Origin of the sequence: Paenibacillus macquariensis, assembly GCF_900156375.1 — a bacterium.
Taxonomy (GTDB): Bacteria; Bacillota; Bacilli; order Paenibacillales; family Paenibacillaceae; genus Paenibacillus_AQ; species Paenibacillus_AQ macquariensis.
This window is the reverse complement of sequence record NZ_FTNK01000002.1, coordinates 131,464-147,551: the sequence shown is the minus strand read 5'-3', so window position 1 is coordinate 147,551 and position 16,088 is coordinate 131,464. Positions and strand designations below refer to the sequence as shown.

Genomic DNA, 16,088 nt, shown 5'->3' with positions numbered 1-16,088 from the left:
AAAGTACGGATCACTCTTATATCGTAATGGTATCCGATTTGACAACATCATTCAATTATCGGAAGAACAGTAGGCTTTTGGGCTTCAATCGTTGTCTCTCTATCACCTGCATTATCCGGAAATTGTGGATGAAATACGAGGAATGTCTGACGGGCTTCAGTATCCATTCGAACCATTTTCCTGTTTTCTGTTGAATATGGGTGTATTCGGTGAAGATTATGGATGTACCTGCATTTGTTTTAAGGATGGTACCGATACAATATTCGCTAGAAACCACGATATGTTCTCAAGGTTCAAAAAAGTGACTGAAAGCTGCCTCGTACGTCCAACTACGGGGTATACATTTGTAGGTCAAGGCGATGCGTCAGTCGGTAAAGAAGATGGGGTTAACGAGCACGGACTTGCTGTAGGCATGACTTTTGTAGCCGCTAATCACACCCAACCAGGATTCAACTTCTTATTCATCGTCCGTTACTTGCTGGAAAAAAGTACAACTGTGCAGGAAGCGATCACTCTTTTGCATACCTTACCCATCTGTACTTCGCAAAACATAATTTTAGCTGACCAGCATGGAGATATGGCTGTCGTTGAATGCTGCTCAGAAGCAATAGTCGTAAGAAGACCTAGGGGAGAGGAACAATTTCTAGTCGCAACGAACCACTTCATTGAACCAACAATGCTCAATTTTGACGGAAAACCAGAACAGAACTGGTATTTATCTGAGACGCGTTATCACACAGCACAGCAAGCTTTAATGATGACCCAGAATTCCGCCGATTCAATACTATTCGCCCAACAGATTTTATCAGGAAAGCTTGGATTTGTTTGTCAATATAAGAAGGATCTGAATTTTGATAGCTTATGGTCTTTTATTGTACGTCTGAACGACTTAACCATTGTAAGATCGGAAGGCAATCCCAGTACAACAAAATACGCCGAAGACACACGTCTGACATGGGCAATCAGGAAAAAGTAACGTATATGCGACTATAAAAAGGTTATCCCTACAACAGCCTATTAGACTGTCTTCAGAATAACCTTATGATTGCTTTATTTACTCACTTGCACCAACATTTTCAACAGTAGAGTTACTGCCTCTGCTCTTGTCGTTGTAGCATTCGGTTCAAATCTGTTATTACCTTCGCGTCAAGCTGGATGATTTAAATTAAATAACAATCTATTCGTGCATGCCGAACAAATGAAAGACCTCAGTCCTATTATTTAGTCATGCCCAGACTTCGTTTATACATGAAGATCTCCTCGACGGCTTGATGATACCCACCTGCAGCTCGGAACGAATCGCCAATTTCAATGCTTAACTTTCGAATTGACGCATCCTTTAGTACGCTTTCCGCTGCCTCTCTAAGATCTTGTGCGGTTAAGCCTTCTTGATTGAGGTGGATACCTGCACCCATTTCAGCAACACGTCGCGCCACAGCAGGTTGATCGGCGCTTTGAGGAAGTACAATCAGCGGCACACCATAATATAGACCTTCACCTGTACTGTTCATACCCCCATGTGTGATAAACAATTTGGAGTGTTGCAATACTTCGATTTGCGCTACGTAGTTGCGAACGATAAAATTCGTTGGAATATCTCCCAATTCTGCAATCTCGATTTGTCTACCGACTGATAGAATCACGGTGTACCTCGTTTCTGAGAAGGCGGCAAAACAGAGCTTATAAAAATCCATTGCTTGATTGAAAACAGTGCCGAGTGATATGTATATCACGCGATCGGAGTCCAGATGAGAGAAATCAAATTGATCATATGAGCACGGCACGAAAGACGGTCCAACAAACTTAAACGTTTCGTCGAAGCTTTCTCCATCGGGCTGGAAGCATTTCGATGTGTAGACGATAGTCAATGGCGCGGGATTGCAAAATACCTCGTAGGCAGAGCTAACTTGCACATTGTATTTCGCATGTATGTTATCGACTAGCTGTTGAAACTCCTGTTGTTCGCGTTCATTCACATCTGCTGGCAAATGACGCGAGAGGCGGTCTTGCAGACTATCAAAGCTGTTTTCTTGAATTGCAAAACTCGTGCATGAGTTGATTGCAGGCAGGTCGAGTATTTGTGCAAGCAATCGCCCACATCCGAACATCGAGTCGTGAATTATGTAATCAAATTGTTCTCCTTTTATTTGTTCCAAAACACTGGGAATGATGATATCGGCAGTGCGTAATAGTCCACCCACTCGAGCCCAAGGATTTCTTCCTCCGGCAAGGAACGCCTCTAAAAATTTGCCGTCATTGAACGTAATCACCTCTGCACCCGTTGGCTCGATGCGATCACGAAATTGTTCGGCTATAACGTAAACTACCTCTTCTCCACGGCGGATAAGTTCTTGAACCACACCGAGGGTTGGATTGATATGTCCTTCGGAACCTCCGTTGATAAACAAAACGCGAGCCATATTCATCACCTTATCTCTCTATGATATATATCCAACTATCGGCATTTTGTAGTTTGAACATTAGTCACTAATAATCCGAAATGAAAAGATACTTTGAAAGATATGAAGAAGTATACTCCCTAGAATTCCATCGAATTAACCCACCTATACCTATTTCATTTCTCCAACAGATCTACTACATCCCTCAAAAAAGGAACCCTAACCTTTTGGCCAGAGTTCCTCTTTTTCGATCTATTAGACTATTTTCTTCCAAGCTTTCGGTTCTATATGCTTTTTCTTCTGAAAAATCTTTTTCAAAAAACGTTCTTCCTTCTTCTCCTCAAGGATCCTTTTGACTCCCCGGATAAGAAGTACTGATCTCATCTCATTCTCATGACTCATTTTTTGAAATCCTTTAAAATACCCATTATCCATGTCTGATCATCTCCGTAGGTATATTATACTATTTCATGAAGAATAGAGTCAATTTTTGTCGATTAACTACCTTGTTATTTCCCACAATACAGGTATTTCGAACTGACATTTAATTCAAGTAGTTAATCCTCTAATTCCACACTTTGAATTTTCCCTTCGGTATCTACATCCCATTCGATTTCAACACCTTTGACGAGTCCCAGGTTCTCATCATCTTCAATGACGATTTCATTTGGAATAGTTAAAGTCTGTTTCCCCCCATGTTCCACTTGAACATCAACCTTCTTGCCATTCACCGATAGGATAACTCCCTCGTATTCGATATGTTTCATGACGACCCCACCGTTGGGATCAGTAATTGTAATTCGCTTACCCCCATCTGAAAGTAATTCTACTTTCTTACGATAGTTATTCTTCACTTCCACATCTTTGATTACTTTCTTAATTGTTACACCAGATGGAATCCCCTCTGTATCTGATACCGTTGATCCTGACGGTGGATTCGGCTGTTTCGTTGTGTTGTTGGTATTCGATTCCTTATTCGTTCCCGTTGGTGATGTGGATTCTACCGAAGGCGTTGTCCCTTGTGGTTCAGGTTGTGGCTTAGAACATCCGCTTAACACCGTACTCATACAAATCAAGAGAAGAAGTGATACTTGACCACGTCTGTGAATGTTACCTTTTTTAAAAATCATCATATACCTCCTTGGTTCACTAATAATCAATAGTTTTTGCTATCTATTTTGCTACTATGCACAGCTCATCCATGTTTCTCCAATGGTTATATATAAGACACTTAGCAACATACAATAGACCCGATATGAAGAGGAATCCTCTTCATATCGGGTCTATTGTGTTTAAGTCGAATCCAATTCTATAATTATTTCCAAATTTCGTCGGCAATCTCCTTGATGAACGCAAGCTTCTTCCACTGCTCTTCTTCCGTAATGATATTCCCCTCTTCCGTGGAGGCGAATCCACATTGCGGGCTGAGGCAGATGTGGTTGATATCTACATATTGAGCCGCTTCCTTGATTCTATCGATGATATCCTGCTTCTCCTCAAGTGCACCTATTTTGGAGGATACAAGACCCAATACAACTTGCTGATCTTTCAATGATTTCAACGGTGTGAAATCACCTGCGCGTTCAGTATCAAATTCTAGATAATAACCATCAATATTATCGATACCGAACAACTCGTCTGCAATTGGTTCATATCCGCCTGAAGATGCCCAATTGGAATGATAATTCCCACGGCATACATGCTTGGTAATAACCAAATCAGAAGGTAAATCAGCAATCGCTTGTTGATTAACTAATGCAAACAGCTTAGCCTGACCCGAAATATCAATACCCTCTTGTTGTCTTGCTTCCCAATAGTTCTTATCACAGAGCATCCCCCACGTGCAATCATCCAATTGCACGCTACGACAACCAGCATCATATAGGGCACGAATAGCAGTGTTGTAGGCACTTGCAATATCCGTCACCAACTCATCGATACTACTGTAGTTAGCATCGGTACTCACTTTGTTCTCTGCACGTAGAAGTTCCGCAAGGAACTGTGCAGGAGCAGGAATGGTCTGACGTGCTACAACGTTATCACCCGTAACTTGTTTCAAGAATTCAAAGTGAGCTACAAATGGATGATTCGAACTACTAATTTTACCGGTTAAACGAGCTGTTTCCGCTCTTGTCTCTATCCCTTGGAACAGGTAACCGTGTTCAACGATAGCCTTTTCCACACCATCTAGTCCCCACATGAAATCAAGATGCCACCAAGAACGTCTGAATTCACCATCCGTCACTGCTTTTAAGCCAACTAATTTCTGCTTCTCAACCAACTTAATGATTTCTTCATCCTCAATCTTCTTCAGCTCGTCTGCAGAAATCTCATCGTTCTGAAATTTGCTTCTAGCGTCTTTAAGTACTTGCGGACGTAGGAAGCTACCTACTGTATCATATCTGAAAGGGGTGACTCCACGCTTTGCTGCGTTCTCAATTGTACTCATTTGGGTAATCTCCTTTAGTGTATGTAATGAATCGCTAAATAAAAGATACCACGGTTGTTCAGTTATACTGTAACTCCAATAAACTATTGCTAGTTATAGCTAAAAGCTATATCACACTAAGATTCGACAATTGCTCGATGAAGTTCCTCAATATAGGCTGATGCGAGCTTGGTGAGCGCAACATTTTTATGAGATATCCACCCAACGTTGATCATTTCATCACAATCCAAAGGAATAGGAATGATCTCATTACCATTCAGATCGGCACTTAGAACTCCAGTAGAGATCGTATATCCATTTAATCCTATCAACAAATTGAAGAGTGTTGCGCGATCATTTACACGAATGCTTTTTGGATGTGACAAGGTACTAAGGATCTCCTCTGCAAAATGAAAGGAATTGTACTCCCCTTGCTCAAAGGATAGATACGGATAATGCTGTAGTTGATCAATCGTTACCATTGACTCTTTAGCTAGTGGATTCTTATTACTAATAAAAATATGAGGTTTTGCCGTAAATAAGCTGTTAAATTGTAGGTTCGCATCTTTAAGAAGTCTACTGATAACCTTCGTATTAAATTCATTAAGATATAGTATCCCGATCTCACTTCGTAAGCTCTTTACATCCTGAATGATTTCATGAGTCTTCGTCTCGCGTAGTGCCAATTCATACTCATCTTGACCATATTCACGAACCAAATTCACAAATGCATTCACTGCAAACGCATAGTGTTGAGTAGATACAGAGAAATTCTGCGGAGAAGGTAATGCATCCAGATAACGCGCTTCCAGTAGCTCCGCCTGTTCAACAACCTGACGTGCATAACCTAGAAACTCTACCCCCTCCTTAGACAGAGATATCCCTTTATTTGTTCGCTCAAAAATAGTTATTTTAATTTCTTCTTCCAGATCCTTGATCGCATTCGAAAGACTCGGCTGGGATATAAATAACCGCTTGGCAGCTAAGTTCATCGAACCGCGACTCGCAACCTCAATCACATATTTCAATTGTTGTAGAGTCAATGAATTCTAGTCCTCTCTATTCACATTCATTCCAAATGCTTCTGCAATCAGCTTATAGGAGTGGATTCTGGCTTTCTCATCATGAATTGGAATATTGAGGAGAATCTCCCCAACATGGTAATCCTTACTCATTTGTAGTAACTGTTCCTTCACCTGAGCTGGCGTACCAATAACCCGACGCTGACGAATTTGCTTAATATGTTGCAGATCCATGTCCGTGTATGGATAATGAACTGCTGTGTTCACTGAAGGTAGGAATGGGATTTCAAGACCTGTTCTAATTCCGAGGAATAGCAAATCACTGCTCTTGGCTAATAGGTTTGCCTCTTCTTCCGTATCCGCGCAAATCACAAGTGTTGCAATCATCGAACGTGGTTGTTCCTCTAATACATGGTTTGGCTCGAAATTCTCGTTATAATGTTGCGTTGCCATTTCTCCTCCAGGTGTGCCGAAGAACTCAGCGAACGCATAGGAAGTACCTAGTGTCGCAGCAATTTTTGCACTCTCAGAACTAGAACCTAGTAACCAAATTTCAGGTGCAGTTGAAATAGCTGGAGCCGCCATCAACTTCTCGAACGGATGCCCCGCTGGGATTGAATCATGTAAATACCCGATAATATCAAGCACCTGCTGAGGATACTTATTCACGTCAACGTATTTGTCTTGTTGGAGGGCTCTCGTAGCGAGAGGCATACCCCCTGGTGCTCGGCCTAGACCTAGGTCGATGCGCCCCGGATGAAGAGCCTCAAGCAATCGGAAATTCTCAGCGACTTTATACGCGCTGTAGTGCGGAAGCATAATGCCTCCTGAACCGACACGAATTCTACTGGTAGCTGCTGCCAAGTGTGCTACCAACACTTCTGGACTAGAGAAAGCAAGCGCGCGCATCGCATGATGTTCAGATACCCAATAACGAGTGTATCCTAGATCTTCTGTTGCTTTTGCAAGCCGAGTCGATCGTTGAAGTCCCTCCGTTGCAGTCTGTCCTTCATTAACATAGACCTGATCTAGCACGCCTAATTTAATCATATGTGATCACTTCTCCTCTCTATAGATGTACGTCTTAAAATTATTATAATAAAAAGCCCTTCATCTAAAGGGCTTTACGTTATGAATACTATGCCATTGCATATTCAAAATAATAGCCAAATCCATTTTACAAATGCATTGTTCCTAAAGTATATCATCTTCATCTGGCGTAAGCCAACGGATGAGTCATAGGACTTCACCATCGTTGACAGCGTTCCACAAATACAAGATCATTGTTCCATTCAATCAAATCTCGCCTATGCGAAACACAGCAAGATCACTGCGTGTAGCTTCATGAACTCCTTTTTCTACCTAACATTATGTTCATGATGCTATCACAACAAAAAAGAGGGATTCCCCCTCTTTTCTATTCATCCACTACCACATTAAAGGTGTATCATCTGTTAATATCATATCCTACTCTTTTGAATCGTCTTGTAGCATCTCTTTACGTCGGTCATTCTTCTTTTGTTGAAATTGTTGCGCTTGTTGACTCGTCACAGGGTTAGTCTCTAAATCTTTTACCGTATTGATTAGATTCTTATCTGGGCTCATTTGTCATTCCTCCTTGGCTACTGTAACTTAGGTTCAGTATAGTATTGTTGCAGTTATGTGTTCGGACTATTCACGCGAAGAATAAACGGATTCATCATTACACAAATTTTAATTACTTCCTCTTGATCTAAGCACTCTACCTTACCGAGAATCGCCCATTATGGTACAATAGGAAGGCTGCAATGAGTCCAACAATACAATAACGTGAGGAATATGACATTTCATGAAACAATCAACACCATTACGAGCCTTTAATTTCTTGTATTTTGCCTTGCTAGCTATGTTTGTCTCTTTTCTTCCTGTCTATTTTGATTCACAGGGGTTAAGCCCATCACAGATTGGGTTCATTATTGGTACTGGTGGGATAATAACAATCATTGCTCAACCTTTATGGGGGATGATTAGTGACCGGACAAAGACAATTCGAAAAGTATTAATGCTACTGATTGTTTGCGCTTCGATCACCGGATATCTCTTGTACAATACGGCTAGTTATACCATGCTTATTGTATTTGCAATGTTGACTTATTTCTTCCTCATGCCTATTGACCCTTTGACGGAAAGTATGAATTTTCGAATAGCTGAATCCGCTGGTATTAACTACGGATCCATTCGTACGTTCGGGGCATTGGGCTATGCGGTTATGGCGTTATTGACTGGTTACTTAATGACCCACTATGGCTCTCACAGCTTAGCATTAGTATTTGCTGGTATTGGACTTTTAAGCTTTATCATTATTCTTCCTATACCCGATGCACCAGCAGCCACTAAACCGGTAACGTTGAAGAGTCTCAAAAATTTCTTGAGTGGAAAAGAAACACTTCTGTTCTTATTGCTAGTCTTCATCTGTTCCATTCCAGCGCGGATAAACGACACGTTTCTAGGTGTATATATCCTTGAACTCGGAGGTAATCCAGCATTGGTAGGGCAAGCTTGGTTTCTAGCAGCAGGCAGTGAAATTGTCGTATTTGCTTTAAGCTTCTGGTGGCTACGTAAAGGTAAGGAACTTATCCTCATTACAATCGCCGGTGCCTTTTATTTCATACGCTTCTTCATTTCTGCATGGATAACTGATCCACATTGGCTAGCCTATTTGCAAGTCCTCCAACTGCTTACATTCCCGATATTTTATACTGCAGCTATTCAATACCTATATCGGATCGTGCCTGTTGAATGGCGTGCAACCGGTCAGACTGTACTGGCTCTGCTATTTTTTGGAGTGTCTGGCATCTTCGCTTCCTATGTTGGGGGCGCTATGTATGAATTCTTCGGAGCTAAGACACTGTTCCTATCTATCTCAGTAATTTCTTTTGTTGGTGTGATATTCGGTCTAGTCCTACATCGCACTTATGGAAGTAGTCAACGGAATACCGAAACGGTCGACTAAAGGTATCATCAGTCAATAATGAATCCCCGTTCACACAAAGCTACTTGGGGCGATTACATAAGTAAACTATTAATCAGGTTCTGTTAAAGAGAGGAATTAATACACAAATGATTATTAAACCGAGAACACGTGGATTTATTTGTACGACATCCCATCCAGTGGGTTGTGCTAGTCAGGTACAGCAACAAATAGAATATGTACAAGCGAATCCAGCAATTAAGGGTCCCCGCAATGTATTAGTCATCGGAGCTTCTACTGGCTATGGACTGGCATCTCGAATTGTTGCTGCGTTTGGAGCACAAGCAAACACAGTTGGTGTTTACCGCCCAAGTGGTGGAAGTGAGAAACGTACCGCTTCAGCTGGGTGGTACAATTCTGCAGCGTTTGAGAAAGCAGCAGAAGCTGCTGGTCTCAAATCATACAGTGTCACAGGTGACGCTTTCTCTTCCGAGACAAAGGACAAGACGATCGAACTTATTCGCACTGAACTGGGCCAAGTGGATCTAGTCATCTATAGCGTAGCTTCCCCGCGCAGAGTTGACCCACAGACGGGGGAAATGGTCAATTCCGTACTTAAACCTATTGGGAAGTCTTTTACGAACCAAACCGTCAATTTCCATACGGGCGAAGTGAGTCAAGTTACAATTGAAGAGGCAACCGAACAAGAAGTACATGATACGGTCACAGTGATGGGTGGCGATGATTGGCAGCTATGGATCGATGGACTTCGTCAAGCTGGCGTACTAGCTGATAACGCAACCACTATCGCATACTCGTACATCGGATCAGAAATCACGCAAGCTATTTATAGAGATGGCTCCATTGGTCAAGCCAAGGATCACCTTGAGGCAACGGCCCTACAAATGAATGACCAACTCGCAATAGGCGGGGGGCGTGCTTATGTATGTGTAAGTAAGGCACTTGTGACGCAATCTAGTTCCGCTATTCCAGTTGTACCGTTATATGTTTCTGCCTTATATAAAGTTATGAAGGAAAAAGGACTTCACGAAGGCTGTATTGAGCAAACGTATCGATTGTTTAATGAACGTCTGTACACGGATAATGGTACACCTGTAGATGAAAAAGGCCGCATTCGCATCGATGATTGGGAATTACGCGAAGATGTACAAGCTGAAGTCACACAGATTTGGAATCAGATCACGACCGAAAATATTTATGAACTTACGGATCTTAAGGGATACACCCGCGAATTCTTCCAACTGTTTGGATTTGAATCCGAAGGTGTCGATTATGATGCTGATATTAACCCTGATGTTCAGGTCCCTAACTCCCAATAATCAATACGCAATCGTGCAAGACTCGTCATTGGAGGACGATAATATATGGCATTTCAGCCTAAAAAAATAGACCCGAGGGTCGTTCGCACGCAGCGTCTGCTTCGTAAAGCGATGTTTGAATTACTAGAAACACGCGAATTCGAACAAATTACCGTGCAGGATATCGCTGACCTTGCTACCATTAAACGTGCTACCTTTTATCTCCATTTCAATGATAAACAGGATTTGGTTCAGCAATGCATCACTGAGCTGCTTCAAGAACTTCGGGAGTCGATGGAATATTCCACCGAAGAGCCTGAACAGTTTAATTTCACCAGCGGTGAGGCACATCCCAGTTTCATACGGCTCTTCCACCATGTTGGTGAACATTACGGACAGTATCAGGCATTGTTGGTGAAGAATCGGATTCCTGCCTTTTCCTCTGGACTGATGGATCTCATCCATGAATTTGTGTCCCAAGGGATTAACCACATTGAACCGAATGACAATAACCTTACTGCACATCGTGATGTGATTATTAAATATGTGGAGTCAGCCTTTCTTGAGGTGATCATCTGGTGGATAGAGAACCAAATGCCTTACCCAGAGAAAGATATGGCCTCACAATTGATGAATCTCTCCATTAAAGGTCCATATATTATACAACCCGGACATAAAGTCCAATAGAAATAATCTGCTTATGATGTACAAAGAGCGCTCCCGTGAATACGAGGGCGCTCTTTTCATGTCTACAATTTACAAAGCAGTCCAGCCACCATCAATAACCAGTTCCGATCCAGTCATATACCGGGACTCATCAGAAGCTAGATATAATACGCCATAAGCGATATCTTCAGGTTTGCCGAAATAAGGTAATTGTGTGAATGTCTTATAAAATGGCGTAGCGGATTCAAAGGTTGGCGCCGTCATTGGTGTTTCAATAATACCCGGATGAACTGAATTTACGCGAATTTGCGATTTAGCGAATTCAACCGCAGCAGCTTTAGAGATCGCCCGAAGTGCACCTTTGGCAGCTGTGTATGCGCTCGAACCATCCATACCTACAATACCCCCGATAGAAGAAATATTGATAACTGAACCTGCCCCTACCTTTTGCATTTCAGGGATAACGTATTTCATACCCAACATACAACCATTCAAGTTGATATCCATCACTTTATTCCAATGATCCATCTCCAAGTTAGCAATGGTCATAGTTGAAGAAATACCGGCATTATTAACTAGAATATCTATTTTCCCGTATTGTTTAAGTGTCTCTTCGATGACTCTCTTCCAATCGTCCTCAGAAGCAACATTATGTTGAAGAGCAATCGCTTCTCCACCACTACTTTTAATTTCGTTTGCAAGAGAAGTATACACCTTGTTGTCCAATTTGTGAAGTAATATACAGTGTGTCATTTAAATTTGTGATTACTTAACACTCATATTCCGCCAACTGCTCTTATTGAACTCCATTAACAACGTGTTACAATAGATTCTGGCGCGACAATCACAACAGAAATGAGTTGAATCGGTAAATGGTCAAGAACACTAAAATATTAGCAATTTCAGGAAGTATTCGTCAGAAATCTTCCAATACCGCACTAATGAACGCTATTATTGCATTATCTTCAGAACCAATGACTTTCACTACATATCGAGGTTTGGGAAACCTTCCACATTTCAACCCTGACATCGATATCGACGAAGGACCCGCTACTGTCCAAGAACTGAGATCACTGCTTAAGGAAGCCGATGGAGTGCTTATATGTACGCCTGAATATGGAAATGGTGTGCCTGGCGTATTGAAGAATGCCTTAGATTGGATCGTATCCTCAGGGGAGTTTGTCAATAAACCTACTGCTGTAATCAGTGCCTCTCCATCACCTATGGGCGGTGATAAGGCACATGCCTCTCTTTTACTTACTCTTCAAATGATTAATGCTGAAATTGTAGATGGAGGAACGATGATCATCCCACACATCACTTTGAAGCTTAATCAAGATGGGGTTATCACAGATTCCGAAACAAAAAAGGAGTTTTTAACCGTGCTTCGAGGGCTTGAGCAAGCTTGTTCCGTCAGATAAGAAAATTACAATTGATAACCTGACATGAAACGACTATAATGAGACCGAGTCTGGTAAATAAAGTGCTTACACCAGGATTATATTACTATCTTTTCACACTCGGAGGAATTCATATTATGAGATTGGAAAAAGACTTTCTTGGTACTAAAGATGTTCCGTCACACGCTTATTACGGTATTCAAACCATAAGAGCATCAGAGAATTTCCCTATTACTGGGCAACGCATTCATCCCGAATTAATTCGTGCCATGGCTATGGTCAAAAAAGGTGCAGCTATGGCAAATATGGAGATTAGACGACTACTCACATCTAAGGGTGATGCCATCGTTCAAGCCGCTGATGAAATTATTGGTGGTCAATGGTTCGATCAATTTATTGTCGATCCCATTCAAGGCGGTGCAGGTACATCCATTAATATGAATACCAACGAAGTCATTGCTAATCGTGCCCTTGAAATCATAGGCAAGGAAAAAGGAAGTTACGCGGACATTAGTCCGAATAATCATGTCAACATGGCCCAGTCCACGAATGACTCCTTCCCCACTGCAGTCCATTTAGCGGTACTGACGATGATTGAGAAGCTACTTCTGACCATGAAAGACTTACATAAAGCGTTCAGTGATAAAGCTATGGAGTTCGACGGTGTTATCAAAATGGGGCGAACCCATTTACAGGATGCCGTGCCTATCCGTCTCGGTCAAGAGTTCCAAGCTTACGCTCGTGTGCTTGAAAGAGATATAAAGCGACTTACTTCCACTAAAACCAACCTACTCGATATTAATATGGGTGCGACTGCGGTCGGTACGGGGCTTAATGCAGATGTAACTTATATTAAGCGTGTAGCAGAAATACTTGCAGAACTAAGTGGCTTTCCTTTAGAACCTGCAGAGCATCTGGTAGATGCAACGCAAAACACGGATGCTTATACAGAAGTCTCAGCAGCACTGAAAATCTGTATGATGAATATGTCGAAAGTCGCTAATGACCTTCGTCTCATGGCATCGGGTCCAAGAGCCGGATTGGGAGAAATCACGCTCCCATCCCGTCAACCAGGATCATCCATCATGCCAGGTAAAGTAAACCCTGTGATGTGTGAAGTCATCACTCAGATTGCATTCCAAGTCATCGGTAATGACCATACCATTTGCCTTGCATCAGAAGCAGGTCAATTGGAATTGAACGTTATGGAACCGGTATTGGTATACAACTTACTTCAGTCTTTAGAAATTATGAATCAGGGGTTCCGCGTCTTTAGAGAACATTGTATTGAGGGTATTCAAGCCAATGTAGATCATTGTCGTGAATATGTGGAGAACAGCGTAGGTATTATTACGGCGCTTAACCCGCACTTAGGTTATGAAGTCGTATCCCGAATTGCTCAGGAAGCTATTAATACAGGTAAATCGGTACGTAGTCTATGTCTCCTCTACAATGTGTTGACCGAAGAGGAACTGAACATCATACTTGATCCGTATCAAATGACGAACCCTGGTATCGCAGGTGCAGAATTACTTCATAAGGAGTAAGATAGCTTCTCTTGTAGTGAAGGTCGACATCATCAGTAACTTATTTTATTGAAAATACATGATTTGCAATCATAAGAGGGTTAGAACCAGACATGCTGGTCCTAACCCTCTTATGATTGTTTCTTTGATTTAAATGCGTTTAGATTCGAACCTTTGTTCAAATATAGGTACATGAACATGATGCGCTTATATCATGTGACTAGATTCGTTTTTCTCATTGTTATGAATTTTTCATATGCTGTAATATTATAATAATAATGGCGTGAATTCAGGTCTTTATCTATTCGATATGTGAGATTATTCAGATGTGATTGAAAACTGATGCATTTGAAGATTCATTCATAGGAGCAACTAATTCAACCTTTATTTTATCCGGGTCTTCGAAATATACCGCATATGTATCTTGCCATCCAGCTCGTAGTTTTTTGTCCAAATACAGTATTTTTACGGCTCTCTTATTTAGTTCTATCATGATCTCATTGACTTGTTCCTTAGAATTTGTATGGAAAGCCAGATGATTAAGACCTACGCGACGTCGATGGTACGGGATACCCATATACTTTCTTTTTGCTTGTACAAATACAATATAAGTATTATCGTATTTGTAACTCACACCTTGTTCCCATTGCTGATATTTTACATAGCCTAATTTGATAAGAAACCAACCCCAGAAATCCTTTGTTACACTTAAGTTTGAAACGTTCAATTCAACATGGTGTAACATTTAGTAGTCTCTCCGTTCTATTATTGTCTTTTCATAATCCTATTAGCAGAGAGTAAGAACGGTATTCCAAAGGCTGATGTCACAGCAATGATCGTGAATATAATAACGGATGAATCTACGCCTAATGCATCCAAGAGAAATCCTCCTAGCAACGGTGCCATCACATTCCCCAAATTATTGAATCCGATCATTCCAAAATATGTCCCACGCAGTTCTGGTGTGGCGATGCGGTCGATAAGCACATCCGTCATCGTAAACATCAATACCTCACCTATCGTGAATAACACGACACCAACCATTAATCCAATGAGAGATTGAAAGATTCCAAATAATAGTAGACTGATAGATACGAATGCACTTCCTAGTATAAGCGGAATAACTGGTGGTAACTTACTCGCGTATTTAACTACAGGGAACTGGCATGCCAGCACCACGATCGCATTGAGTGATAACATATAGCTAAACCACTTCGCTCCATCTTCAATTGTTGGGCTCATCTCCATATATTGTGCTAAAGTAGAACTGAAATGTCCGTAACCAAGTACACAAAATATCATTCCGATCAGCACACACATAAATATGCGGTCCCCACTAATAGCACGGAGCGCACCCATGAGTGTAACCCGTTCACTACTGCTACTAGTAGCAGTACCCAGTTCAGGGTATCTAATAAATTGAATAATCAACGTCACGCCATAGAATAAGTACACGATCCCCGCAATAACAAAAGACCAGCTGGACCCTGATGCTCCCATTTGCAAGCCCAATATAGGTCCAAATACAACACCCAAGTTAATTGCGGCATACCGTAAGTTAAATACAAGTAACTTGCTTTCCTGAGGTGTAATATCTGCAAGCAAGGCGCGAGATGTTGGCTCAAACATCGCACGACATAGGCCATTAAGTGCATTCACGACAAAAAAGATCCAGATTTCGTCTGCAACGGCAAACCCTATAAAGACTAGAGCCCAGCCGAATACCGAGATCAACAGCACCTTTTTCCGACCTATAATATCAGATATGTATCCTCCGTAGAAACTAGCAAACACACCAATTAACGAGCTTACAGCAACAACGATTCCAGTCTGTGACGCAGATGCACCCATTGTTTTAATCAAATAAATAGATAAAAAAGGGATACTCATGGACGTGGCCATTCGACCAAAAATCGACCCCAGAATAATCGTCCATGATAAGGGATGAATGTTCTTTAATTGTGATTTCATATCATGTCGCTTTCTCCAACTCTAAGTTGTAATTTATTTTCACTGCTTATGTATCCGAACTAATTTTATTATTCTAACACAGAACGTATATTTGCTAAACTGCATGATAGATATTATATGAAATAAGAAATAGCCGGATTGCCTTCGCAGCCGACTATTTCTTATTTGAATCTTCTCCGTTATAAGTTCATAGAATTGACTATCGGTTGCAGACTTCTCGGCCTCATATCCGTCCATTGCGTGTTAATAAACGCCAGACATACCTCACGTGACTGATGTTCTACAACAACAATCCATCCTTCGGGCACTGTGATGTAACTAGGCCAGAGAGAATACTGCTTCTCGTCATTCATCAGAACTAGATAGGTCACATCTTCACGGTCAAATGGATTTGTCATTATATATTA

16 protein-coding genes are annotated in these 16,088 nt (G+C 41.4%); 6 read left to right on the top strand and 10 right to left on the bottom strand.

What is annotated here, in order from left to right; all coding sequences use genetic code 11:
• Positions 1–91 precede the first annotated feature (91 nt).
• Positions 92–976, top strand: coding sequence for a C45 family autoproteolytic acyltransferase/hydrolase (locus BW961_RS03610; protein WP_170878520.1), 885 nt, complete (start codon positions 92–94; stop codon positions 974–976).
• Positions 977–1,217: 241 nt separating this feature from the next.
• Here BW961_RS03610 and BW961_RS03605 read toward each other — a convergent pair whose 3' ends face one another.
• The 6 genes from BW961_RS03605 to BW961_RS30305 form a co-directional block, all read right to left on the bottom strand.
• Complete coding sequence (locus BW961_RS03605) at positions 1,218–2,420, bottom strand: macrolide family glycosyltransferase (protein ID WP_068580773.1); 1,203 nt, start codon at positions 2,418–2,420, stop codon at positions 1,218–1,220.
• Positions 2,421–2,956: 536 nt separating this feature from the next.
• Positions 2,957–3,532, bottom strand: coding sequence for a hypothetical protein (locus tag BW961_RS03595; protein ID WP_139331527.1), 576 nt, complete (start codon positions 3,530–3,532; stop codon positions 2,957–2,959).
• A 182-nt stretch (positions 3,533–3,714) separates the two neighbouring features.
• On the bottom strand, positions 3,715–4,848 hold the full coding sequence (locus BW961_RS03590; protein ID WP_068580764.1) for a 5-methyltetrahydropteroyltriglutamate--homocysteine S-methyltransferase: 1,134 nt from the start codon (positions 4,846–4,848) through the stop codon (positions 3,715–3,717).
• 116 nt (positions 4,849–4,964) lie between these two features.
• Entirely contained in the window at positions 4,965–5,870 is a 906-nt protein-coding gene (locus BW961_RS03585; RefSeq protein ID WP_068580761.1) for a LysR family transcriptional regulator, read from the bottom strand.
• A 6-nt stretch (positions 5,871–5,876) separates the two neighbouring features.
• Positions 5,877–6,899: an LLM class flavin-dependent oxidoreductase gene (locus BW961_RS03580; RefSeq protein ID WP_068580760.1), complete on the bottom strand. Its 1,023-nt coding sequence runs from the start codon at positions 6,897–6,899 to the stop codon at positions 5,877–5,879.
• Positions 6,900–7,316: 417 nt separating this feature from the next.
• Positions 7,317–7,454 (bottom strand): hypothetical protein, encoded by a 138-nt coding sequence (locus BW961_RS30305; RefSeq protein WP_169810256.1) that lies wholly within the window; start codon positions 7,452–7,454, stop codon positions 7,317–7,319.
• A gap of 223 nt (positions 7,455–7,677) precedes the next feature.
• On the opposite strand from BW961_RS30305, the gene BW961_RS03575 reads away from it, so the two are divergent.
• The 3 genes from BW961_RS03575 (at position 7,678) to BW961_RS03565 (ending at position 10,805) form a co-directional block, all read left to right on the top strand.
• Positions 7,678–8,841 (top strand): MFS transporter, encoded by a 1,164-nt coding sequence (locus BW961_RS03575; RefSeq protein WP_068580756.1) that lies wholly within the window; start codon positions 7,678–7,680, stop codon positions 8,839–8,841.
• Positions 8,842–8,948: 107 nt separating this feature from the next.
• Entirely contained in the window at positions 8,949–10,139 is a 1,191-nt protein-coding gene (gene fabV, locus BW961_RS03570) for an enoyl-ACP reductase FabV (protein WP_068580753.1), read from the top strand.
• A 45-nt stretch (positions 10,140–10,184) separates the two neighbouring features.
• A complete protein-coding gene (locus BW961_RS03565; RefSeq protein ID WP_068580752.1) occupies positions 10,185–10,805 on the top strand; it encodes a TetR/AcrR family transcriptional regulator in 621 nt (206 codons plus the stop codon).
• A 69-nt stretch (positions 10,806–10,874) separates the two neighbouring features.
• On the opposite strand, the gene BW961_RS03560 is transcribed toward BW961_RS03565, so the two are convergent.
• Complete coding sequence (locus BW961_RS03560; RefSeq protein ID WP_082867341.1) at positions 10,875–11,537, bottom strand: SDR family NAD(P)-dependent oxidoreductase; 663 nt, start codon at positions 11,535–11,537, stop codon at positions 10,875–10,877.
• A 119-nt stretch (positions 11,538–11,656) separates the two neighbouring features.
• Here BW961_RS03560 and BW961_RS03555 point away from each other — a divergent pair, with 119 nt between their 5' ends.
• Entirely contained in the window at positions 11,657–12,205 is a 549-nt protein-coding gene (locus BW961_RS03555) for an NADPH-dependent FMN reductase (RefSeq protein ID WP_068580750.1), read from the top strand.
• 116 nt (positions 12,206–12,321) lie between these two features.
• Positions 12,322–13,731 carry an aspartate ammonia-lyase gene (gene aspA / locus BW961_RS03550; RefSeq protein ID WP_068580748.1) on the top strand — a complete coding sequence of 470 codons (1,410 nt, stop codon included), beginning with the start codon at positions 12,322–12,324 and terminating at the stop codon, positions 13,729–13,731.
• A 301-nt stretch (positions 13,732–14,032) separates the two neighbouring features.
• On the opposite strand, the gene BW961_RS03545 is transcribed toward aspA, so the two are convergent.
• From BW961_RS03545 to BW961_RS03535, 3 genes are all read right to left on the bottom strand, one after another.
• Entirely contained in the window at positions 14,033–14,455 is a 423-nt protein-coding gene (locus BW961_RS03545; RefSeq protein WP_068580746.1) for a VOC family protein, read from the bottom strand.
• A 20-nt stretch (positions 14,456–14,475) separates the two neighbouring features.
• Positions 14,476–15,681 carry an MDR family MFS transporter gene (locus BW961_RS03540; protein WP_068580744.1) on the bottom strand — a complete coding sequence of 402 codons (1,206 nt, stop codon included), beginning with the start codon at positions 15,679–15,681 and terminating at the stop codon, positions 14,476–14,478.
• Positions 15,682–15,860: 179 nt separating this feature from the next.
• Positions 15,861–16,079 (bottom strand): MbtH family protein, encoded by a 219-nt coding sequence (locus BW961_RS03535; protein WP_068580742.1) that lies wholly within the window; start codon positions 16,077–16,079, stop codon positions 15,861–15,863.
• Between the last annotated feature and the right edge of the window lie 9 nt (positions 16,080–16,088).